The following is a 22,767-nucleotide window of genomic DNA, read 5'->3' on the forward strand; positions in this document are numbered from 1 at the left end:
TGACACCTCCGGCATCGGCAAGGTTCAATCATGGCCATCAGGAAACGTTCGTTTCCAGATAATCCGACGGCCTGAGGGGTGCCGACGGATCGATCGCACAACCGGAGGTCGGGACATGACAGTGCAGAACTCTGCCGCCGCGCGGCAGGAATCGCCGGACGATTCGCTGAGCGCCAACCTGGCGGCCGAACAGCCCGACACCGAATTCCTGCCCCGAGTCGCACGGATGTCGCGCGCCGAGCTCGACGCCCTGCCCGCCTCGAACATGGAGATGCTGGGCATCGCGACGCTGGCCGGACCGGCGAACGTCATCATGCAGCTCGCGCTGCCCGCGGTCGGTTACGGCGTCTACGAGAGCCGCGTCGATTCCGGAAATCTGTTCAAACACCCGGTCAAGCGCACCCGGACCACGCTGAGCTATCTCGCCGTCGCCGCCAGTGGCGACCCGAAGATCCGCAAGGCCTACCGTCGCGCGGTCGGCCGGGCGCACGCCAAGGTCCGGTCCACCCCGGAGAGCCCGGTCAAATACAACGCGTTCGACCCGAATCTGCAGCTGTGGGTGGCGGCCTGCCTGTACAAGGGGTGGGAGGACGTCCAGCGCATCTTCGGCGATCCCGCGGCCATCACCGAGGAGGCCTACCAGGCCGGTGCCGTCATGGGCACCACCCTGCAGATGCCCCGCGAGATGTGGCCGGCCACCCGTGCGGACTTCGACGTCTACTGGAACGGGATGATCGACTCGCTCGAGATCGACCCGGTGATCCGCGAACACCTGATGCAGATCGCCCGGATGGGCTTCGCCGGTTCGACGATGTCGCGGCTGTTCGGATGGCATTCGGAGATCTTCGCCATCGGCTTCCTCGACGAGGGATTCCGCCGGGCGATGGGTGTCGAGTTCAAGCCGTGGCAGCAGCGTTTCTTCGACGTTCACAACAAGATCGCCCGGGCGATGATCGCGCACTTCCCGAAGTGGTTGCGCGCCTTCCCGTTCAATCTGCTGCTCACCGACGTCAAATGGCGCATCCGCACCAAGCGGCCGCTGGTCTGAGCATCACCCAAGCCACCTCAGCACTGTGAGGCCCCCCGGTCACCCGACCGGCGGGCCTCACAGTCGTTTCAGCACACCGGAATCGAGCTCCGCGACGCTGGTGTGCCCGGACAGTCCGAGGGTGAGGTCGAGTTCGGCGATGATGTTGGCCACCGCGTCCCGCGCTCCGGCGGCACCGGCGATCGCCAGTCCGTACATGTGCGGGCGTCCGATGCAGACGGCGTCGGCACCGAGCGCTAGTGCCTTGAAAACGTCTGCGCCGGTGTAGATCCCGGAATCGACGAGAACAGTGCACCGCCCGTCGACGGCGGGTGCGATGTCGGCGAGCGCATCGATGGAACTGATCTCACCGTCGATCTGACGACCTCCGTGATTGGAGACGATGATGCCGTCGATGCCGGCGTCGACGGCCATCCGCGCGTCGTCGGGATGCAGGACGCCCTTGAGGACGATCGGCAGCGACGTCCGCTCCCGCAGCGATGCGATCTCGGTCCAGCTCAGCGACGGCCGCGAGTAGATGTCCAGGAAGGTCTGCACCCCGACGCGGGGCTCCGGCGCGATGATGTTGCGCAGCAACGATCCCGGCGTGTTCCGCGCGATGGAGAACAGGGTCTTGAGAGCACCGAGGGAGATCTCGGGTTTCTCCGACGGCCCGGCCGCGCGGTCGGCGACGATCTCGGCGAAGCGCGGATCGGAGGTGTACTGCGCGATCCCCTCGGCCCGGGCGAAGGGCAGCGAACCGAGATTGAGATCCTGAGGCCGCCACCCGAGCATCGTGGTGTCGAGAGTGACGGCCACCGCCTGCGCACCGCACCGCTGCGCACGTGCGAGCAGCGAGTCGACGAGGTCGTCGTCGGTCGACCAATACAACTGGAACCACCGGGGCGCCCCGGGCCGCACCCGGTCCATCTCCGCGGCCACCGTCTCCATCGGGGCGCTGCCCTGGTTCGAGAAGATATAGGGCACACCGAGTTCGGCGGCGGCATGCCCGATGTGGACGTCGGCATCCCGCAGCGCGAGCCCACCCGCACCCACCGGCGCGAACAGGATCGGCGCCGGCAACCGGGCGCCGAAGAGGTCGACCTCCAGGCTGCGCTGCGACACATCACGCAGCACCCGCGGCACGATCGCCCACCGATCGAGGGCACTGCGGTTGGCGGTCATCGTCCGACCCTCGCCGGCACCGCCCGCGATATACGCCCACGCCCGTTCCGACATGACCTTGCGCGCCCGGCGTTCGAGTTCGGCGAAGTCCGTCGGCACCGCCGGCCGGCGGTTGTGGATGCCCGCGGTGTAGATCTCGTTCTGACGTTCGCGTCCGGCGCCTACGGTCATCGTCGACCTCCTGCCTCGGTGTGGTGTGTGCACCGATCACACCACGGGATCGACAGATATGAGGGCATCAGGCCACGTGTCACACCGACGCGATCAACGCGGCACCCATACCGATCATGATGACGGCGACGACGGCGTCGAGGATGCGCCACGCGCGCGGTTTCGCGAACAGGGGAGCCATCCGCCGGCTTCCCCCACCGAGGATGGTGAACCACAGGATGCTCGCCACGCAGGCGCCGATCGCAAAGGCCCACTTGCCGTTTCCATGTCCGTTGGCGATCGCGCCCATGGTCAGCACGGTGTCGAGGTAGACGTGCGGGTTGAGCCAGGTGAGCGCCAGGGCGGTGCCGATGGCCATCCAGCGCGACGTGGTCGCCGCCTCGCCGGTATCGGTGGCCATCCCGGTGCCGCTGCGCAGGCTGCGCTTGGCGGCCATCAGTCCGAGCACGATCACGTAGGCGCCGCCGAGCAGTGTGGCCACGGTGATCAGCGCCGGATGCGCGCTGACCAGGGCACCCAGTCCGGCGACGCCCGCGGTGATCAGCACGACGTCGGACACCGCGCACACCGCCACCACCTGGGCCACGTGGGCCCGGCGCACCCCCTGCCGCAACACGAAGACGTTCTGCGGGCCGATCGCGATGATCAGACCCGCTCCGGTCAGTAATCCGGCCAGGGCCGGCATCCAGAATGCGCTCATGTCCTCGACGCTACGAGCGCACCGAACCCACGTACAGCGAATCTTTTTCAGGAATCATTAGAATCACTTATGTGGAGTTGGATCCGGACGGACTGGAGACGCTGTCGGCGGTGCTGCGTGAGGGAACCTTCGAGGCCGCCGCCCGGTCTCTGCACATCACACCGTCGGCGGTCAGTCAGCGCATCAAGGCGATGGAGCACGGCGTCGGACGTGTCCTGCTGAGACGGACGAAGCCGGTGCAGGCCACCCGCGACGGCGAGGTCGTGATCCGGCTGGCCCGACAGTGGGAGTTGCTGCGCACCGAGGCGGAGCTGGAGCTGGTCGGTTCGACCTCCGGCGACCACCCGCCCGACGATCCGGCCGCCGCACCGCAGTTGATCCATCTGCCGATCGCGGCCAATGCCGATTCGCTGGCCACCTGGCTGCTGCCGGCGCTGGCGCGTTTTCATCACTCGAATCCGGGTGCGGTGGAGGTGATCCGCGACGACGAGAGCCGCAACTCCGACTACCTGCGCAGCGGTGAGGTGCTCGGCGCCATCACCTCACTCCCCGATCGCATCCGCGGCTGCCACACCCAAACGCTCGGCTCGATGCGCTACATCCCGGTCGCCACACCCGATTTCCTCGCCCGCTGGATGCCGCAGGGCCCCACCGATGCCGCGTTGGCGCGGGCCCCGATGGTGCACTACGACCGACGCGACAACCTGCAACGCGAGGCGTTGCGTCTGCTCACCCGGATACCGAGCGATCCGCCCGCGATCTACATCCCGGCATCCACCGAGTACCACCGCGCCATCGAATTCGGGATGGGATGGGGCCTGACACCGCGCGTCCAGATCGCCGACGCCCTCGATCACGGCAGGCTGGTGACCATCACCGACCGGCGCGTCGAGGTCCCGCTCTTCTGGCAGTACTGGAAACTCGCCTCGCCGTTGCTGTCGGCACTGACCGAGGAGATCACCCGATCCGCCGCCGAGCACCTCACCGACGACTGACCCGGGGTGCCGCAGAAACTCAGGGCGCGGCGGGCGGGTCGTCCCGATCCTCCTGTGACACAACAGCATCGGGCTCGACGGTATTCGGCTCGACGAACGCCGCACCGGTCATCTCGTCATGCACCACCGCCGCCGCAACCGCCTGCGCCTCGTCGGTGAGCGGATGAGCCACCTCGTCACGCCAGAGCCGGGCGGCCAGATAGAACCCGACGGCGACGGGGACCGGGATGAGTCCGCACAGCACGAAGGTGGTGGTCACGCCGATCGCGTGACTGACCGGAGCGACCAGCGCCATCGACACCGGCATCAGCACCACCGAGACGAAGAAGTCGAGGCTGGCCACCCGGCCCAGCAGCGCCGGCGGCACCCGACGTTGTAACAGCGTGCCCCACAACACCATCGGGCCGTCGTACAGGATGCCGGTGAGGAATCCGGCGACGATGAACACCCAGGTGTGTTCGGCCACACCCATCAGCACCAGCGGCACCGACGACAGACTCCAGATGCCGAACATCAGAGTGAGATATCGGCGCGGCATCGGAATCGACGCGAACACGAACGAACTCGCAGCGGCCCCGACACCGAATGCCGCGAGCACCAGCGAGTGATCGCCGGCCCCACCATTCACCCGCTCGCGCAAGGCAAACGGGATGAGCACCTCGATCGGTCCCATCGTGGCCAGCACCAGCACGGTCGCGAAGAACAGCGTCGCCCACAGCCACGGCGTGCGCCACATGTACACGAATCCCTCGGCCAGGTCGGTGAGCACCGAACGGACCACCGGACCACGCAGGGTGGCCGGGTCGCGACGGACGGCGACCGGCCGCATCAGCAGATAGCACAGTGCCGCACCGACACTCGCGATCGCGGCGATGATGGACGCCTGCGCCGGGGCGGCCACCGAGATCACCGCACCGGCGACCATCGGGCCCACCGCCTGAAACAGCACCGGCCGCGCGATTCCCTCGATTCCGTTGGCCGCCTGCAGCTGTGCGGGTTCGACGATCGCCGGCAACAGCGCCGAGTACGCCGGGTAGTACATGCCGGTGGTGATGCCACCGAGAATCGCGGCGATCACCACGATCGGCAACGTCAGCACCCCGGTGAGTGCGCAGATCGCCACCATGCCGAACGCGATCATCTTGACGATCTCGAGGCCGACGATGATCGACCGCTGGGAGACGCGGTCGGCGAGTACGCCTCCGAACAGCGTCGAGATCACCATGCCGGTGGCCGCCAGGCCCGACGCCAACGACACCTGCCCGGGGCCGCCGCCGATCTCGATGACCTGCCACACCACCGTCACGGTCCACACGCCGTCGGAGAACAACGCCAGCATCAACCCGAACACCAGCCGCCGGTACTGGGCACCGGAGAACGGGCGCAGCACCCGGGGCAGCGACGAGGTGGACACCGAGGAACTCACCTCACGAGCTTGCCTCACACGTTCGGATCAGGACAGTCGATTTCCGGGCGCCGGGCCGGCGCAACCTCCGCGGCACCACCACCGCGGCACACCCTCGCGCCGGTCAGCTCGCCCGCCGGGAGGCCTTCTTGGCGGGCGCCTTCTTGGCCGCGGTCTTCTTCGCCGGGGTTTTCTTGGCGGGCGCCTTCTTCGCGGCGGCCTTCTTGGCCGGGGCCTTCTTCGCGGGCGCCTCGTCCCCGTCGGTATCGGCCGACCGGTCCTTCACCGACGCCCGCAGCGCCGCGAGAAGGTCGGCGACCTCGGAGTCCTCGTCGGTCTCGGAGTCGTCGTCGGACTCGGGGAAGGCCTGCTCACCGCCGGCCTTGGCGTCGATGAGCTTGCTCAACTCCTCCTGGTAGGTGTCGGAGAACTCGCTCGGGTCGTAGTCCTGGGCCATCGAGTCGATCAGCGACGACGCCATCTGCAGTTCCTGATCCCGGATCTCGATGTCCTCGCCGAGGAAACCGAAGTCGGGAGTGCGGACCTCGTCGGGCCACAGCAGCGTCTGCAGGGTCATCACACCGGGCTCGATCACGCGCAGCGCCGCCATCCGCGTCCGGTTGCGCAACGTGAACGACGCGATCGCCAGGCGCTCGGTCTCGGCCAGCGCCTTCGCGAGCAGCACATACGCCTTCGGGGATTTCGAGGACGGCTCGAGGTAATAGGGCTTGTCGAAGTAGATCGGATCGACCTGATCGACAGGGACGAACTCCAGGATCGAGATCTCCGGGCTCTTCTGCACCGGCAGCGACGACAGGTCGTCCTTGGTGAGAATCACCGTGTCCCCCGCCGACGACTCGTAGGCGTTGGCGATGTCGGAGAACTCCACCTCGGTGTCGGTGCCCTCACGCACCCGCCGATAGCGGATGCGGGTGCCGTCGGACGAGTCGACCTGATAGGACTTGCGGTCGTGACTCTCCGTGGCGGAGTACACCTTGACGGGCACGTTCACCAGGCCAAAGCTCAGATCGCCCTTCCATATCGAGCGCATGGTCGCCATTGTGCCATCCCCCGACGGCATCCGCGGCCTGCCGCGCGTAACAGATCGACGTGGCACGCTTGATTCATGGTGGGTGGACAGAGCCTCGAGGTGGACGGTCGCACGATCACGGTGACCAATCTGTCCAAGGTCCTCTACCCGCAGACCGGGACCCGCAAGTTCGATGTCATCGACTATTACGCACGCATCGCGCACGTCATGCTGCCGCATCTCGCACGACGTCTGATCACCCGGAAACGCTGGCCCAACGGCGTGGATTCGACACCTTTCTTCGAGAAGACCGTGCCCGAGGGGGTGCCCGACTGGGTGAGTCGGCACGGCGTCGAACACAGCAGCCGGATCATCGAATACGTCATCGCCGACTCCCCCGCCACCCTGGTGTGGCTGGCCCAGATGGCCGCCCTCGAACTGCACACACCGCAGTGGCGGCTTCCCGAGCACGGACCCGCCGACGCCCCGGATGCGTGCAAGGCCAATCGGGTCGTCTTCGATCTCGACCCCGGACCCGGTGTACCGCTGCGCGAGGTCGCCGAGGTGGCCGGCGCCGTCCGTGAGATGCTCGACGACGTCGGGATCGCCTGCTATCCGGTGACCAGCGGCGGCAAGGGAATTCACGTGTACGGCCGGTTCAACACGCCGGTGTCGCCGGATTCGGCGCGCAAGGTCGCCCACCGGGTCGCGTCGACGCTGGAATGGGAGCATCCCGACGCGATCACCGCGTCGATGTCGAAGGCCAAGCGCGACAACAAGATCTTCATCGACTGGAGCCAGAACAGCGCATCCAAGACCACACTGTCGCCGTACTCCTTGCGGGGCCGCGAACAACCGTGGGTGGCCACGCCTCGCACCTGGGCCGAACTCGGCGACCGCGACATCACCCAGTTGCTCTACACCGATGTCCTCGAGCGCGTCGAGGAGGACGGCGACCTCCTCGACGGACTCGACGACCCCTATGACGATCCCGACACCACCGTCGTCGATGAGGCGGATGACGACGATGACGGCGACGCGGATGCCGACGCGGGCGGCGACCCGGGCCGCGGCACACCGCGTTCCGGCCAGGTCATCAACCTGCGCGATTACCGGCGCAAGCGTGACTCGTCGGCCACCCCCGAACCCTTCGGTGACGAGAACACCACCCGGCGTCGTGCCCAGTCGACCGACACCGCCGCGGCGGAACCGATCTTCGTGATCCAGGAGCATCACGCCCGCCGGCTGCACTACGACTTCCGCCTCGAACACGATGGCGTGCTGGTCAGTTGGGCGGTGCCGAAGAATCTGCCGACCGATTCCGACCAGAATCGGCTCGCCGTGCAGACCGAGGATCACCCGCTGGACTACGCCGATTTCGCCGGTGACATCCCGACCGGCGAGTACGGCGGCGGGCATGTCGAGATCTGGGATCGGGGCACCTTCGAGACCGAGAAGTGGCGCGCCGACGAGATCATCGTGCGACTCAAGGGCGATCGCATCCAGGGCCGCTACGCGCTGATCCGCACCGGCGAGAAGAACTGGCTCGCCCACCTGATGAGCGACGAACCGCGCCCGATCCTCCCGGACAGCCTGCGTGATCCGCGACCGATGCTGGCCACCGACGAACCGATCGACGGCCTCGACGACGAGAAGTGGGCCTTCGAGGGCAAGTGGGACGGGTACCGGCTGCTGGTCCGCTCGATCGGTGGCGAGTTCCGCCTGACCTCCCGTTCGGGTCTCGACATGACCAAGGATTTTCCCGAACTCGCTTCCATCACCGATGATCTCGGCCTCATCGACGCGGTACTCGACGGCGAGGTGGTGGCGCTGGACTCCTCGGGCCGCACCAACTTCACCCTCCTCGCCGGACGCAACGCCACCGATGAGGACTACACCCTCAAGCTGTATCTGTTCGACGTGCTGTATCTGAACGGGACGTCGTTGCTGCGCAAGCCGTGGTCGCAGCGGCGTGAACTCCTCGAGGAACTCGCACCCGCCTTCCGGCATTCGCGCTACGTCGAGGTGCCACCGCTGTTGCCGGGTCCGGGTGCGGTGGCCGCCGAGTACAGCCGCGAGCACCAGATGGAAGGCGTTGTGGCCAAACGCCGTTCGTCGGTGTATCAGCAGGGCAAGCGATCGTCGTCGTGGCTCAAGCACAAGAACTGGAGCGACATCGAGGTCGTCATCGGCGGTTGGCGACCGGGACGCGGCAACCGTTCACACACGATCGGTTCGCTGCTGCTCGGCCTGCCCGAGGAGACCGGCCTCCGGTACGTCGGCCGGGTCGGCACCGGGTTCACCGAAGCCCAATTGACCTCTCTTGCCGAGGAACTCGAGCCGCTGACCATCAGCCGCTCACCATTTCTGGACAAGATCGACCGTCCGGTCGCGGCGAACGCGGTGTGGGTGCTCCCGAAGATCGTCGGCGAGGTGCGGTTCATGGACTGGACCAGCACCGGCCACCTCCGCCATCCCAGCTGGCGCGGCATCCGGCGCGACAAACTTCCCGGTGACCTGTGAACATCCTCGGGCCACATCACCTTTCGAAGGAGACAACGATGTCCGCGAACACCGGCGAGATGATCACCCTGACCATGCCCGACGGCACCGCCGAAGCCTATGTGGCACACGCGGATTCCGCGCCGAACGGGCCCACCCGGCCGGGCGTGTTGTTCTTCATCGACGCCATCGGGTTGCGCCCGCAGACCCAGGCGATGGCCGACCGCATCGCCTCCTGGGGATATGTCGTGTTGGTACCCAACGTCTTCTACCGCAGCGGCACCGCCGAGCAGACCTCCCCGTCGGAGCCGTTGTCGGATGCCGACGCACGTGCCGCGTTCATGGCCGAGGCGATGCCGCGGGTGCATGGCCTGACACCGGATCTCGCCGCGCGCGACATCGAGGCGTATCTGGGTGCGCTGCAAGAACTTCCGGATGTGGCGGCGGGACCCGTTGCGGTGACGGGCTATTGCATGGGCGGGCGCCTGGCCCTGCTGGCCGCGGCGACCCGGCCCGATGACGTGGCCGCGGTCGGCATGTTCCACACCGGGCGGCTGGTCACCGACGATCCGGACAGTCCGCATCTGCATCTGGACACCGTCGCCGCCGAGATCCTCGCGATCCACGCCGACCACGACCGGTCCATGGATCCCGAGGCGATCGCCAAGCTCGAGCATGCACTCTCGTCCGTGGGCGTCACCCATCACACATCCGTGTATCCCGGTGCGCCGCACGGATACACGATGGCCGACACTCCCATGTACAACCACGATGCGGCCGAGCATCACTTCGTCGAGCTGGAGAAACTCCTGGAACGCACACTGGGGTGATCGGTTCAGCCGCGCCGGCCGGCCCGCTCGGCGAAGGCGTCCAGGGCATCGAGGACCTCCGGCGCGCGCCACGCGCGATTCCTGGACCGGTCGGTGAACTCGACGACGATCCCGGCATCGAGCAGCGGTCCCACGTGACGTCGCGGATGGTCCGTCGAGATACCGAGTTCATCGCGCAGCACGACACCATTGATGACGGGACGACGAACCAGCAGGTCGGCAACCCGCCACACGGCCGCATCCTTGCGTGCCGTGATGCTCTCACCCCAGCGCTCGCGGATGTCGCGTAACTCCGTCACCAACTGCCGACCGTTGCCGACGGCGCGGACACTCGCGTCGGTGAACCGTTGCACGATCGGCACGAGGTCACCATGCCGAAATGCGGTCAGGGCGGCAAAGTACCCATCGGTGTCGGCGAGCAGCCCGGCGGACACCGGCACGGTGACCCGACGAGTGAGGTCCCTGTGACGCAGCATCGCTTGCACCAGGGCGCGTCCGGTCCGGCCGTTTCCGTCGGTGAAGGGATGGATGGTCTCGAAGTGCGCATGCGCGACCGCAATGTGGGCGAGAACCGGCGGATCATCGCGCCGGATGAATGCGAGAAGGTCGTCGATGGCCGCCGGCACCCGCGAATGGTCGGGCGGTACGAACGTCGCCGACATCGGACTGTTCCCACCTCCGATCCAGACCTGCTCGGTCCGCCACCTCCCCGGTGTATGGCGCGGCTCGTTGCGCATCAGCGCGGCGTGCATCGACAGAATCGCTTCGGCATCAAGGGAATCCGACAACGCGACCGCTGCCATCATTGCTGCGGTGTTCGCCACGATGGACTCGGCGTTCGCCTTGGCCCGCCCACCGGGCAACTCGGCCTCGGCAATCGATCGAGCCGACGCCGTCAGATTCTCGATGCGCGAACTGGCGGCCGACTCCGATCGCAACAACACCGCGGCGAATGGCGCGATCTCACCGCCGAGTTCGGCATCGAATCGCGCGACCTCATGCCCGGCATGCTCCATGTCGGCGCGAACATCGGCGGGCACGAGGATGTCCAGGTCGGCGATGTCCGGGACAACGGCAGCCGAGTAGGGGCCGGCCCTGCGTGAGCTGCGCCGGTACCCCTCGTCGAGCCGAGGATTCCATTGCAGCGTCTCGTAGGTGACCGGCTCAAGTGTCGCCATGCTTCCACGATAGCGACAAATACTGCAGAAGTGTCGCCATCATGCCCGCCACTGCGGTGGTCGAACCTTCCCGACCCTCTACAGACCCTGCCGTTTCCGTTGTCCGGCAACGAACCTCGCGGCCATCGTCTGCATCAGGCCCGGTGCGAGCCGGGAGAACCGCCACGCCATCCGCGCCTGGACGGGCACCACCAGCAGTGGGCGATTGCGGGCGATGGCATCGAGTGTCTCCGCGGCGAGCCGCGCTGCCGGATAGGGCGTCGAGATCCCTTGTCCGGAAAGATAATACGTGCGGCCATCGAAGCCACCGACGCCGTCGGCGTCGAGCATCGGTGTCTCCACCGCGGCCGGACACACCGCCAGGACCCCGACGCCGTGTGCGGCCGCCTCCGAGCGCAGCGCCAGCGACAACCCCACCACCGCATGCTTGCTCATCACATAGCTGGTCAACAATCCGGCGGCGGTCAGCCCGGCCATCGACGCGGTGTTGACGATGTGACCCGATCCCTGCCGGATCATGTGCGGATAGGCCGGCGCGACGCCGTGGATGACCCCGCGGATGTTGACGTCGACGACGGTGTCCCACTGCTGCGGCGTCAGCATCTCGGTGTTGCCACCGAGGGCGATTCCGGCGTTGTTGAACATCAGATCGAGGTGACCGTGGCCCTCGACCACCGAGTCGACGATCCCGCGGACCGCCGCCGCGTCGGTCACGTCGAGGTGTGCGGCGCCGACGGTGCCGGGTAGCGCGGCGCAGGCCTCGGCAACGCGTTGCGCGGCGGCGAGGTCGACGTCGGTGCACGCGACGTCGACGCCGGCGGTCGCGAGGGCGGTCGTGAAGGCCGCGCCGATCCCGGACCCGCCGCCGGTGACGATCGCGGTCCGGCCGGCGAAGGTGTCGCTCGCGCGTCGTCGTCGGACCATCGGCCAACTCTGACAGTGAGCCACACCACTGTCAATGTTGGCTGGTTGTCCGTATCACACCGTTGGTGTCGTCCGACCCTCGGCGTGCCCGCACCAGGTCATACCGTTAGCCTCATGTGAGTCGAGGACCAAGGAGCTCGTGTGTTCGTTGTCGCCCACATCAGCGACCTTCACTTCAATGGGACGCGGTTCAACCGCGCCCGTATCGAGTCGGCCCTGAGGTACATCAACGCACGCACCGACGGACTCGATGCCCTGCTGGTGACCGGCGACGTCGCCGACGAAGGCAGTCCCAGCGAGTACGTCGAGGCCTACCGGGTGCTGGACTCTCCCCTGCCGATGCTCATCACCGCGGGCAACCACGACGAGCGCGGCAACTTCAGCGCCGAACTCGTCGGACACCGGGCGACAACCGCCATCAACTCGTCACTGCTCATCGACGACGTGCTGCTGTTGTCGGTCGACAGTTCCATCCCGGGCCGCAATGACGGTTACCTCGACGACGACACCCTGGTCTGGATGGCGGCCCAGATCGAGGCGGCACCCGCCGACACCCGGGTGCTGGTGGCGTTTCATCACCCGCCGGTGACGATCGGCATGACGTTCATGGACACCATCCGTCAGACCGGCGAGGAACGTCTCGCCGAACTCGTGGTCCGCTATCCGAACATCGTCGGATTCGTCTGCGGTCACGCCCATTCGGCTTGCGTGACCCAATTCGCCGGGCGCCCACTGTGCATCGCTCCGGGGGTGGCCTCCACGCTGAATCTGCCGTTCGAGGGCACCGAGATCATCAACCGCGGTCAGCCGCCGGGAATCGCGTTCCACATGATCGACGGCGATCGGCTGATCACCCACTTCCGTGCGGTGATGTTCTGACCCGTTCGGCGCTACTCGCCGTTCTGGGACTCCACGATGTACTCGCGGAACCCGAGTAGGTTCTCATCGTCGGGCGCATGCACGAGGGCATCGTCGAGGTGTGCCAGGGCCTGCGCGGTGTTGCCCAGTTCGTGTTCGAGTCGCGCCCCGATCCGGGCCGCGGTGACCAGGACCGGAACCCAGTCGTTGGCCCGCGCGATGTCCTTCGCCCCGTCGAGGAGGATGCGCGCACCCTCGGGGTCGGAGAACTTGCGAACATCAGCGATCACCAGGTCGACCCGCACGCGCAGGGCGACGGTGTCGACGTCTTCGGGCAGTGTGGCCAGCAGGTGTCCGGCCTGGGCCAATCGCGCTTCGGCGGTGGCGTGATCACCGGTGTAGAAGGCCGCGGCCCCCGCACCGCGCAGGGCGTCGACGGCGTCGAGTGGTTCCTCGGCCTCCTCGAAAAGCGCTGCCGCGGCGGTGTAATCGGCTCCCGCCGCGTCGTCGAGGTCGGCGAGGTTGTTCTCGTCGGCACGGAATCGCAGCATGGAGGCCCGGATCGCGGCGGCGGTGTCGTCGGCCAGCGCATCGATGACCGCGGAGATCGTGGCGACCGCGTCGGTGTGCAGCCCGGCGCGCGCTTGGGCCGTGGCGATGACACGACGCCCGCGGTCCGCAGAGTCCAGGTCATCATGTGAGAGCAGCCGTTCGGTGGCCGGCAGCGCGATGTCGAGTACCGACCGCGGATCGTCGCCGCGGTCGAGCATGGTGCCCGCGAGATCGACGGCCACCGTGTCGGCCGGGTGGGCGAGGCCTTCCACGGTGAGTACGGCGCGCGCGTGCTCGGCGTCGTCGATGGCGCCGTCGAGATCGCCGACGGCCGTGCGGATCTGAAACCGGTACATCAGCACTTCGGCGCGCTGCACATAGCGCGAGTGTTCCAACGCCTCGTCGAGCAGCGGCAACGCACCCTGGAGGTCGGTCTGCGCCTGTCCGGCCGTGGCCGACCGAAGCACCTCGACGAGGTCGGTGCCGGCTTCGAGTCGTTGATCCGGCGTGACGGCCGTGGCCAGCGCGCGACGCGCGGCGACGACCGCGGCATCGCTGTCGGCACCGGCATCCTGCCCGGCGGCGTTGCGCAGATTCGCGCGCGCCCGCAACAAACCCGAGCGTATCGTCCATGCATCGCTCACCGGCGAGTCGTCCTCGTCGGTCAGTGCCTTCGCCTCGTCCGGGTCCCCGAGCGCGTTCAGGGCTCGATCGACGGCGTCCATCGCCCGGTCGGCATCGCCGTGATTCGCGTAGACCATGGCGGCCACATTCCAGATGTTGGCCTGCCGCTGCGGTTCCCAACTCGGATCGGGGCCACCGAAGTCGTCGAGGACGTCGCGCGGCGCCGACCCCGAATCGATGGCCAACGCATCGGCGAGAAGACGCGACTGCACCGCCCAATGCGGTCGGCCCACCGCGACAGCACGATCGGCCGCCGCCCGCAGTGCGGTGATCGCCGTCTCGGGATTCCCGCGCTCCTCCCAGGCAAAGTGGTTCTCGGCCCGCACCGCATCGGCGGGATCGAGTTCGTCGAGACGGTCCCGCAACCGCCGGGCACATTCCTCGGCGCGGCGCATGGAGGAGTTGCGGAACGCGAACATCCCCGACAACAGGCCACGCGCGTCGCGCCGGGAGACCGGGACGACATCGGCCGCGGGATGTCCCGTCGCCCGGATCGCCAGCACTTCCTCGGTCTGCTCGGAGACGACGGTGCTGTGGTTGCGGGCGTCGAACCGGGCGGCCACTGCGCGGGCCCGCCCCGCGAGTTCGTCGGCGAGTTCGGCCACTGGCCGCATCTGCGGCGGCTCTGACAGCGACAGTCGTTGCGGCACCGTGGTATCCGGGTCGACTGCGGCGACCGAGGCGAAGGTGGGCGCGAGCGCTGCCGCCTTGCGCAGTTCCTCCATCGGGCTGTACGGATTCACCAGGTCGTCGATGCGGCGCACCGCCAGCTCGTGTGCCGCGGCGAGTTCGTCGACGAGCAGCAACCCGACGATCGCGTCGGCGACGGTGGCGGGTGGATGCGGCAGGCGACCGTAGACCTCGTCGATCGCGCGGGCCGCCCGGATCACGTCGTCCCGGCGGCCCTGCCGAGCGTAGGGAAGGATGAGCGGTGCGTAGGTCTCGGCGGGAAAGAAGTTGCAACGATCACCGTCGTCGACGAGATCGGCCTCGATGAGGGCGATGGCCATCTCGTCACGACCCATCCGGGCGTACAGTTCGGCGATCTCCGCCCGGCTCCCTGCCTCGCAGGTGTTCTCCGGTGCGGCGAGATACTGCGCATCGGCCAGCATCTCGACGGCGCGATCCGGATCTCCTTGGTACATGGCCATTCTCGCCTGCGCCAGACGCACCACCGACGCCGCCTCGTGCCCGTCGGCGGTGGCGCGCCGAGCCCAGTCGTCGGTGAGCGCATGGATCTGCTCCACACTCATCTGCGGCAGTTCGTCGATCTGCTCGACGAGTCCGGTCAGGCGGATGTGCAGGGTGGCGATGTCGTCGGAATCCAGTTCCAGTGCAGGGCCTTTCGTGTCGATCTCACGAAGTAGCCAGGCGGACAGGGTGAGGACATCGGTCAGCCGGCCCGACCACTGCGCCGAGGCAACCGCCTCCAGGCGTGCGTAGAACTTCCAGTACGGATCGCCGATCGCGTCGGCGCGGGCGATCAGTGAGGGAAAGGGGGTGAAGTCCTCGTATCCGAACCGGGGGTCACCGTAGCGGGCGTACCAGAGGTCGTTGCGGAACTGGTTCAGATCGTCGGCGGCGTCGAGGGTCATGACTTCTCCGTTCGGGTGGCGAGTTCGGCGAGGGTGGTCAGGGCATCGTCGACCTCGGCGGCCACCGAACCGCGAACCGGTCGTCGGGTGCGGATGGCGGCCTGCCCGTACAGGGTTCGCAGGACCGCACCCTGCACCGTGGTGTCCGCAATGTGGTTGAGGCGCTTGATCAGTGGGTTGCCGGTGTTGAGCACCAGTGCCGGCCGGGTGTCGACGGCGGGCGCGTCGTCCTCCAGGGAGGACAACGCCGAGAGCCAGGCGTCGGGTTCGCCGTCGACCTCGGCGAGCATCTGCGCGCGATCGTTCGCCAGTTGCGCCGAGTCGTCGGTGATGAGCAGCGAGGCAAGGGTTTCCGGCTCGAAGGAGCCCAGCTCGACGCGGCAGCCGAAGCGGATGAGGGCGGTGCGGGCGGCGTCGAGAAGGCGGGCATACTCGTCGCGGACGTCGGGTGTCGGGGTGGCGATCGTATCGAGCAGATATTCCTGGCCGATCACCTCGCAGGACAGATCCGGGTTGGCGCGCACCAACTCTCGCAGGACACCCGACTCGAATGCGTGTCCGGCATTGATGAGTCCGACGCCGCGGTGGGCGAGGATGTCGCCGAGCACCCGGAAGTCGTCGACGCTCGCCGTGTACCGCATCGTGGTGAACCTGGCTCGGAAGGCCGACGGAGCCATCGGGCCGAAGTTGGTCTCGAACAGGCAGTGGTGGTCGACGAACCGCAGCAGTTCCGGTGTGCCGGTGGCGATCGCCTTGATGCCCATCTCGTGGACCGACAGGAAGCGTTCGCGCACAGAGGTGTTGGTGCCCAGGCCGATCAACCACTCCTGGACCTGGGTCGCCAGGCTGTCCTGCACCTCGCTGAACAGCTCGTCCTTGACCAGGCCTTCACGGGATGCGGTCAATGCGAGCCCGGATCCGTCGACGACCAGTCGGACGAAGTAGGCCCAGTCGGGCAGCAGGTCGGGCACGTCGCCGACGGCCAGCCCCTTCACATAGCATCGATGGCCGGCCCGATGGGACACGCCCGATGATCCCGGCCGGACGAATGCCACGCCGCGTAACCCGGCCTGCCCGACCTCCACCTCGAACATCTCCAGTGGCGTGAACCCGAATTCTTCCTGGCAGAACGCGATTCGACGCGCAGCGAGGTCACCGGCGTTCGTGCCGGGGTCAAAGGGGTTGGCCGGCAGAGTGAGTGGCTCACCGTTGACCCGGATCGGCGTGAGGTGCAGACCCGCGTACTCGGTGGCGAGGGACCGCACGGCATCGGCACTCACCCACTTCTCCGAGCCTCGCCGAACGCGAAGGGTGATCGTGGTCCCCGGTTCGGTCCGGTGTCCGGCATCGACCTCGAACGACCCGGTCATCGAGCCCGTCCACCGCACCGATGGGTGACCGGGCGCCAGCGAATCGACGGTCACCTCGTCGGCGACGAGGAACGCACTGAGCATGCCGACGCCGAAATGGCCGATGGTGTCCTCGGTGGAGAAGCCGAGTTCGTCGCGTTTGGAGCTGCGACCGATGGTGCCGAGCAGGTCACCGATGACGTCCGGCGACATCCCGGTTCCCCGGTCCGTCAGTGTGAAGGTGTCACCGTCGACGTCGATGTCGATGGCGCTGGTCGACGTCCCGGCCACCGTCTGCGCATCGATCGCGTTCTGCAGCAGTTCGCGGACGTACACCCCCGGATTCGAGTAGAGATTGGTCCCCAACACATCGATCAGGGAGCGCAGGTCCACGTCATAGCCACCCCGAATGGTCATGCGGGCTATCCTAGGGGGTGGCCGCACCGACGCCCGATCGGCGTCCGTTCACCCGAATGAACCCACCGAGCTGTCGGCGCGCCGTCGGAGCCGCCGCATCCCGCCGGTCGAGCCGCCCACCCCCGGTCGAGCCGCCGCCGCCCATTCGCCGGTCGAGGAGCGAGGAGCCCCTGGGCGACGAGCCTCGAGACCACGCAACACGACGCTGGAACCCGATCACAGCACAGCACCACCCGACAGCAGGCCGAAGCCAGCCGCCTACCGCGGATTCGTGGTGATGGTTTCCCCGGACACGAGGTCACGCCACCCATCCGCCGGTCGAGGAGCGAGGAGCCCCTGGGCGACGAGCCTCGAGACCACGCAACACGACGCTGGAACCCGATCACAGCACAGCACCACCCGACAGCAGGCCGAAGCCAGCCTCTTACCGCGGATTCGTGGTGATGGTTTCCCCGGACACGAGGTCACGCCACCCATCCGCCGGTCGAGGAGCGAGGAGCCCCTGGGCGACGGGCCTCGAGACCTCGCAACATGGAGCTGGAAAGCGGTTGCAGCGCAGCACCACCCGGAGGCAGGCCGAAGCCGGCCTCTTACCGCGGATACGTGGTGATAGTCTCCCCGGTGACCGGGTCTCGCCACACCACAGCCCGATCGGTGAGCATGGTGGGGATCAACAACCCCATATGTTTTCGCTGATGGCACGCGATGCACAACGGCATCAGGTTGAACTCCACGGTCCAACCACCGGTCTTCGGATCGCGGTGCACAAACTTCACCACGTGATCGATCTGGCATTCACTGGCCGGCCGACCGCAATGGGGGTACCGGCAGGTGCCATCCAACTCGATGATCTTCTCCCGCAACCACGCCGGTATCCGATACGTCAACGCACCCTTCGGTGGGGTGAGGTAGCCGCCGTGCCCGCTCGGGTCAATCGGCGTTGCGGGGAACGGGATGTCGGGGCGGCGCCAGGCTGCGGGTACCCGATCCAACGAGGTCACGATGCCGGCGGTGCGCGGGATCTCCAGCCCGGGGAACTCCAAGACCTCGACCAGCCCCAACCGAATCAGGTGAGCGGCATGGGAATCATCGATCACCCCGAAGCCCGCCAGCCGGGCTTCGCGCTGCCCGACCGGATCGATGGCCAGATCCAGAAGCAGCTGCGCGTCGGTGTCGTCGTCCGAGTCTGCCGATTCATCCTCGCCCTCGGCGCCTGCATCGGCGTTGTCAATGGTGTCGCTCTCGGAGAAGTCCAGTTGCGCATCACGATCAGCATCAACATCATGCGGTAGATCGCCGGCAGGATCGAGATCGGCGGGTTCCTCCGGCAACGGAACCGCGCGCGGGCAGTCGTCGAGTCCGCACTCACACGACAGATGCGCGCCCGGCAGGCCCTGAATTTCGGCGAATGCCGCGACCCGCTGCTGACCGCGGCGACGCGGGTCACGAGTGCAGATGCGGGCGTTGATCATCTTCGCGATGCGTGCCGCCAAGTGCGCGCCCATCTCGCCGGGCGCGTAGACGGAGATGTTGCAGTGCCCGTTATTGTCTCGCCGGACTCGAACGTTCTGGTCGCGTTCGGCCGCGTCTTCTCGACGGTCCGCCGCGCCGTCGGGATCCAGCGCGATCACCATCTCGGCGACCTGATCCCGCAGGGTCGGATCGGCCTGATTACGTTCGGCGATCACCAGCGCACGCTGTTCTGCGAACGCGCGCACATCCTGGTCACACAGGACGACGATCTCGTCGGCGATGATACGGATACGTTCCAGGGACTGGTCACCGTCGAGGAACGCGGCGGTCACCGCGGGGAGCGTCGACAGCACCGAACTCAGCATCATCCACGCTTTGGCCTTGGCGACCGAGACCCCGAGGGCAGTCGATATCTTGCTGGTGGCGGCTTTGTCGGCGCCGTCGTCGGTGTGGCAGTTGATCTCGTGGCCTGAGGTCAGCATGTCGAGGAAGACGGTCTGACCGAGCCGCGCCGCGGACAACACTTTCCGTGCGATCACTTGTCGTTCCTGGCGTTGCAGGGAGCGGGCGAGTGCGGTGGCCGCTTCGGTGGGGAGGTGATCGATCATGGCGGCGTCGTCGGCGGTCATCGACAGTTCCGGCGCCTTGCTGCCGGCAATTATGTTGGTGGCCATGATGATCACCCCCTCTGCTCGGTCGGATCAACTGAACTGAGTCAAGTGTAGCGAGGGGGTCCGACAGAACTGATCGGCGCGGAATCGGTTGCCCACCGCTGGCCGAGTAGACGAGGAGCCCTGGCGACGAGTCGTATCGAGGTCACTTTGGTGAGTGGAAGCTGGTGCTTGCGTCCATCTTTCGGCCCACAGAGGTGGTCTCGACCTCGACAAGCTCGGCCCGACGGACACGCCACGGGCTCGCAAGCTCGCACGAGGCGGCTCGACCGACGGAAAGAGGGTGGCTCCACCAACGGAAAGGGAGGACCGGCTCGACCGGCGGGACTTGGGTTCGGTTGGCGGTGGGATGGTTTCGCTGTCGGGTTGCCGAGGTCTCGACACGGCTCGTCACTTGCGCTCCTCACCGGCTCGACCGGCGGGAGGTGGGTTCAGTTTGCGGTGGGATGGTTTCGCTGTCGAGTTGCCGAGGTCTCGACACGGCTCGTCGTTTGCGCTCCTCACCGGCTCGACCGGCGGGAGGTGGGTTCAGTTGGCGGTGGCCCGATTTCGCTGTCGGGTTGCCGAGGTCTCGACACGGCTCGACCGGCGGGAGGTGGGTTCGGTTGGTGGTGGCCCGGTTTCGCTGTCGGGTTGCCGAGGTCTCGACACGGCTCGTCGCTTGCGCTCCTCACCGGCTCGACCGGGCTCGACCGGCGAGAGGTGGGTTCGATTGTCGGTGGCCCGATTTCATCGTCGGGTTGCCGAGGTCTCGACACGCCACGGGCTCGCAAGCTCGCACGAGGCGGCTCGACCAACGGAAGGGGTGGCTCGGCCAGCGGGGGTTGCCCGCCGCCGGCCGAGCCGTATCCGCCGGCTATCCCAACGCGGGTTGGGCTTCGTCGGCCATCGGCTTCACGTGGTGTCCGATTCCGGCGGGGTGAATGCCGGTCTGGGTGACCTCGTAGACCCGTGCGGTGCGAATGTCGTAGTACAGACCGACGATTCGCAGGGTGGACTCCGCCGCTGCGCGACCGACGACCGGGTGCCTCGTCAGTGTCTCGACCTGCTTGGCGACGTTGACCACCGCGAGTTGGTCGACGTCGTCGAATCCGAGGGCGGCAGCCGCCCGGCCGGCCGGATGCCCGAGTCGTTGCGCGGCGAGACTCGGGAACGCACGCCCCAACCAGCGGTGCAGCGCGGAGTCCGGGTTGCTGCCGGTCTCCGACGCCGCGAGGGCTCGCATCGCCCCGCAGGAGGAATGACCACACACCACCACCGACGTCACACCGACCTCGGAGACCGCGAATTGCAGTGCCGCCTCGGTGGATTCATCGGAGCCGCACGACGGCACGAGGTTGCCGACGTTGCGGACGGTGAAGAGATCGCCGGGGCCACTCGAGGTGATGATGTTCGGCATGATCCGTGAGTCGGCACAGGTCAGGAAGAAGGCATCGGGTCGTTGGTAGTCGACGACGTCGGCCAGGTGTGCGCGCATCACCTCGGCGTGGTCGCGGTGATACTCGGTGACCCCGGCCATGATGGACCGCAACGCCGGCGGGACGTCGGCGACCTGCGAATCGGACCACGTTGCTCGGCTCCGCCACGGGGTCAGCCCCATCACGCCACCGGTGTGCCGCTTCGGTGGTGCCTGCGCCGCATCGGCCAGCCGGGCCCGTCCGCGTTCGAGGATCTGAACCGTCGCACCCCCACTGCGACGCACCCGAATCCAGTCCTCCAGCATCTCCGATGCGGCGTGGTCGAGGAAGTCGGTGTCGAGTTCGACGGTCACCGGCACATCGTCGGGGATGCGGCGCAGCACACTGTTGACCCTCGGCAGCGACAGGAAACTCAGTGAGCCGCGAATCCGGATGACATGGGTGTCGTCGGGCATCTCGTCGACGTGGATGTCGGCACGGATCACCCGCCACAAGACCAGTGCCACCGCGAGTGCGAGCCCGATGGCGACACCCTCGAGCAGGTTCAGGAACACGACCGACACCACGGTGACGCCGTACACCCACAGGTCACCGGTGCGCAGTGCGGTCTTCATGTGCGCGAGCTTCACCAGCTGCATGCCGATGACGACGAGCAGGCCGGCGAGCGCTGCGGTGGGGATCTGCTCCACCAATGCGGTGAGGAAGACCGCGAACACGAACACCCAGACACCGTGCAGCACAGCGGACCACCGGGTTCGGGCACCGGTGTTGACGTTGGTCGTGCTGCGCACGATCACCCCGGTCACCGGCAGGCCGCCGAGTGCGCCGGAGAGCATGTTCGCGCTGCCCTGCCCGAGGAGTTCGCGGTTGAAGTCGCTGCGCACCCCGTCATGCATCTTGTCGACGGCGACCGCCGACAGCAACGATTCGACGCTGGCGATCAAGGCGACGGTCAGTGCTCCGAGCACGAACCCCGACCAGTTGTCAGTGGGCAGTTCCGGCAGGCTGATGGATTCGAAGAAGTTGCCGTCCAACGTGATCCGCTGGATGTCCAGGCCTGCGACAGCGGCGACGACGGTGGCGATCACGATCGCGCCGAGCGGCCCGGGCACCTTCCGTATCGGCGCCGGCAGGTACTTCCATCCGACCAGCAGGGCGATGACGAGGAAGCCGATGAAGGCCGCCGACCACTGTGCGTGCGTGATCCGATCGGGTAGTTCGGTCAGGTTGGTGACGGCCGAACTCGATGACGAACCGCCGAACAGTACGTGAATCTGTTGCAACGCAATGGTGATGCCGATGCCGGCCAGCATGGCGTGCACGACGACCGGCGCGATCGCCAGCGCGGCGCCGGCAATCCTGCTGAGCCCGAAGATGATCTGCAGGATGCCCGCGCACACCGTGATCGCGCAGGTGACCTTCCAGCCGAAGTTGGCGACGAGTTCGGCGACCACCACCGTGAGTCCGGCCGCCGGACCCGATACCTGCAGGGGACTTCCGCCGATCAGTCCCGCGACGATGCCGCCGATGACCGCGGCGATCAATCCGCCCATCACCGGCGCACCGGAAGCGATGGCGATGCCTATCGAAAGTGGCAGTGCCACAAGGAAAACCACCAGCGATGCCGGTAAGTCGTAGCGGACCACGTCTCGTATGGTCGTATGCGAATGTTGTTGTCGGATTCCCCCAGTTGATCCCATATGCCCGAAGGTACCGATTTCTCGTGACATCGAGGTTTCGGCGCCGAAGTCCGCGGGGTGAGAATCGCCGCGCGGCCGGTGGTGACGTGGGCCGCGTCACGAC

At 67.1% G+C, this 22,767-nt stretch carries 15 protein-coding genes; 5 read left to right on the plus strand and 10 right to left on the minus strand.

The window, feature by feature from the left end:
• The first annotated feature begins 115 nt into the window (after positions 1 to 115).
• Positions 116 to 1,048: an oxygenase MpaB family protein gene (locus ABLE92_RS19835; protein WP_348806505.1), complete on the plus strand. Its 933-nt coding sequence runs from the start codon at positions 116 to 118 to the stop codon at positions 1,046 to 1,048.
• 57 nt (positions 1,049 to 1,105) lie between these two features.
• Here ABLE92_RS19835 and ABLE92_RS19840 read toward each other — a convergent pair whose 3' ends face one another.
• Positions 1,106 to 2,383 carry an alpha-hydroxy-acid oxidizing protein gene (locus tag ABLE92_RS19840; protein ID WP_348806506.1) on the minus strand — a complete coding sequence of 426 codons (1,278 nt, stop codon included), beginning with the start codon at positions 2,381 to 2,383 and terminating at the stop codon, positions 1,106 to 1,108.
• 79 nt (positions 2,384 to 2,462) lie between these two features.
• Entirely contained in the window at positions 2,463 to 3,083 is a 621-nt protein-coding gene (locus ABLE92_RS19845; protein WP_348806507.1) for a LysE/ArgO family amino acid transporter, read from the minus strand.
• Positions 3,084 to 3,154: 71 nt separating this feature from the next.
• Here ABLE92_RS19845 and ABLE92_RS19850 point away from each other — a divergent pair, with 71 nt between their 5' ends.
• Positions 3,155 to 4,078, plus strand: coding sequence for a LysR family transcriptional regulator ArgP (locus ABLE92_RS19850; protein WP_348806508.1), 924 nt, complete (start codon positions 3,155 to 3,157; stop codon positions 4,076 to 4,078).
• Positions 4,079 to 4,097: 19 nt separating this feature from the next.
• Here the strand turns inward: ABLE92_RS19850 and ABLE92_RS19855 are convergent, their stop codons facing one another.
• Positions 4,098 to 5,504 carry an MFS transporter gene (locus tag ABLE92_RS19855; protein ID WP_348806509.1) on the minus strand — a complete coding sequence of 469 codons (1,407 nt, stop codon included), beginning with the start codon at positions 5,502 to 5,504 and terminating at the stop codon, positions 4,098 to 4,100.
• Between the two features lie 103 nt (positions 5,505 to 5,607).
• A complete protein-coding gene (ku, locus tag ABLE92_RS19860) occupies positions 5,608 to 6,534 on the minus strand; it encodes a non-homologous end joining protein Ku (RefSeq protein WP_452210221.1) in 927 nt (308 codons plus the stop codon).
• Positions 6,535 to 6,609: 75 nt separating this feature from the next.
• Here ku and ABLE92_RS19865 point away from each other — a divergent pair, with 75 nt between their 5' ends.
• Together ABLE92_RS19865 and ABLE92_RS19870 are read left to right on the plus strand one after the other, a co-directional pair.
• On the plus strand, positions 6,610 to 9,036 hold the full coding sequence (locus tag ABLE92_RS19865; RefSeq protein ID WP_348806511.1) for an ATP-dependent DNA ligase: 2,427 nt from the start codon (positions 6,610 to 6,612) through the stop codon (positions 9,034 to 9,036).
• Positions 9,037 to 9,074: 38 nt separating this feature from the next.
• The gene (locus ABLE92_RS19870) at positions 9,075 to 9,845 is read left to right on the plus strand and encodes a dienelactone hydrolase family protein (protein WP_348806512.1); all 771 of its coding nucleotides are present in this window, start codon (positions 9,075 to 9,077) and stop codon (positions 9,843 to 9,845) included.
• 5 nt (positions 9,846 to 9,850) lie between these two features.
• Here the strand turns inward: ABLE92_RS19870 and ABLE92_RS19875 are convergent, their stop codons facing one another.
• Positions 9,851 to 11,023: a Fic family protein gene (locus ABLE92_RS19875; protein WP_348806513.1), complete on the minus strand. Its 1,173-nt coding sequence runs from the start codon at positions 11,021 to 11,023 to the stop codon at positions 9,851 to 9,853.
• A gap of 78 nt (positions 11,024 to 11,101) precedes the next feature.
• Positions 11,102 to 11,947: an SDR family NAD(P)-dependent oxidoreductase gene (locus ABLE92_RS19880; protein WP_348806514.1), complete on the minus strand. Its 846-nt coding sequence runs from the start codon at positions 11,945 to 11,947 to the stop codon at positions 11,102 to 11,104.
• Between the two features lie 141 nt (positions 11,948 to 12,088).
• Between ABLE92_RS19880 and ABLE92_RS19885 the strand changes: the two genes are divergently transcribed.
• Positions 12,089 to 12,826, plus strand: a complete 738-nt coding sequence (locus tag ABLE92_RS19885; protein ID WP_348806515.1) for a metallophosphoesterase family protein — start codon at positions 12,089 to 12,091, stop codon at positions 12,824 to 12,826.
• Between the two features lie 11 nt (positions 12,827 to 12,837).
• Here the strand turns inward: ABLE92_RS19885 and ABLE92_RS19890 are convergent, their stop codons facing one another.
• The 4 genes from ABLE92_RS19890 to ABLE92_RS19905 all read right to left on the minus strand — a co-directional run bounded on the left by ABLE92_RS19890 (position 12,838) and on the right by ABLE92_RS19905 (position 22,664).
• Positions 12,838 to 15,636 carry a hypothetical protein gene (locus ABLE92_RS19890; protein ID WP_348806516.1) on the minus strand — a complete coding sequence of 933 codons (2,799 nt, stop codon included), beginning with the start codon at positions 15,634 to 15,636 and terminating at the stop codon, positions 12,838 to 12,840.
• Positions 15,633 to 17,402 carry an HSP90 family protein gene (locus ABLE92_RS19895; protein WP_348806517.1) on the minus strand — a complete coding sequence of 590 codons (1,770 nt, stop codon included), beginning with the start codon at positions 17,400 to 17,402 and terminating at the stop codon, positions 15,633 to 15,635. The genes ABLE92_RS19890 and ABLE92_RS19895 overlap by 4 nt, the downstream gene beginning before the upstream one ends.
• Positions 17,403 to 17,992: 590 nt before the next feature.
• Positions 17,993 to 19,549, minus strand: a complete 1,557-nt coding sequence (locus tag ABLE92_RS19900) for an HNH endonuclease signature motif containing protein (protein WP_348806518.1) — start codon at positions 19,547 to 19,549, stop codon at positions 17,993 to 17,995.
• 853 nt (positions 19,550 to 20,402) lie between these two features.
• The gene (locus ABLE92_RS19905) at positions 20,403 to 22,664 is read right to left on the minus strand and encodes a SulP family inorganic anion transporter (protein ID WP_348806519.1); all 2,262 of its coding nucleotides are present in this window, start codon (positions 22,662 to 22,664) and stop codon (positions 20,403 to 20,405) included.
• Positions 22,665 to 22,767 lie beyond the last annotated feature (103 nt).

Source organism: Gordonia oleivorans, assembly GCF_040044975.1.
Classification (GTDB): Bacteria; Actinomycetota; Actinomycetes; order Mycobacteriales; family Mycobacteriaceae; genus Gordonia; species Gordonia oleivorans.

Coding starts and splice junctions, on each gene's coding strand:
- ABLE92_RS19895 (WP_348806517.1), bottom strand. CDS start 17,402: ATGACCATTCGGGGTGGCTATGACGTGGACCTGCGCTCCCTGATCGAT.
- ABLE92_RS19865 (WP_348806511.1), top strand. CDS start 6,610: ATGGTGGGTGGACAGAGCCTCGAGGTGGACGGTCGCACGATCACGGTG.
- ABLE92_RS19875 (WP_348806513.1), bottom strand. CDS start 11,023: ATGGCGACACTTGAGCCGGTCACCTACGAGACGCTGCAATGGAATCCT.
- ABLE92_RS19845 (WP_348806507.1), bottom strand. CDS start 3,083: ATGAGCGCATTCTGGATGCCGGCCCTGGCCGGATTACTGACCGGAGCG.
- ABLE92_RS19880 (WP_348806514.1), bottom strand. CDS start 11,947: ATGGTCCGACGACGACGCGCGAGCGACACCTTCGCCGGCCGGACCGCG.
- ABLE92_RS19870 (WP_348806512.1), top strand. CDS start 9,075: ATGTCCGCGAACACCGGCGAGATGATCACCCTGACCATGCCCGACGGC.
- ABLE92_RS19840 (WP_348806506.1), bottom strand. CDS start 2,383: ATGACCGTAGGCGCCGGACGCGAACGTCAGAACGAGATCTACACCGCG.
- ku (WP_452210221.1), bottom strand. CDS start 6,534: ATGCGCTCGATATGGAAGGGCGATCTGAGCTTTGGCCTGGTGAACGTG.
- ABLE92_RS19890 (WP_348806516.1), bottom strand. CDS start 15,636: ATGACCCTCGACGCCGCCGACGATCTGAACCAGTTCCGCAACGACCTC.
- ABLE92_RS19905 (WP_348806519.1), bottom strand. CDS start 22,664: ATGGGATCAACTGGGGGAATCCGACAACAACATTCGCATACGACCATA.
- ABLE92_RS19835 (WP_348806505.1), top strand. CDS start 116: ATGACAGTGCAGAACTCTGCCGCCGCGCGGCAGGAATCGCCGGACGAT.
- ABLE92_RS19900 (WP_348806518.1), bottom strand. CDS start 19,549: ATGGCCACCAACATAATTGCCGGCAGCAAGGCGCCGGAACTGTCGATG.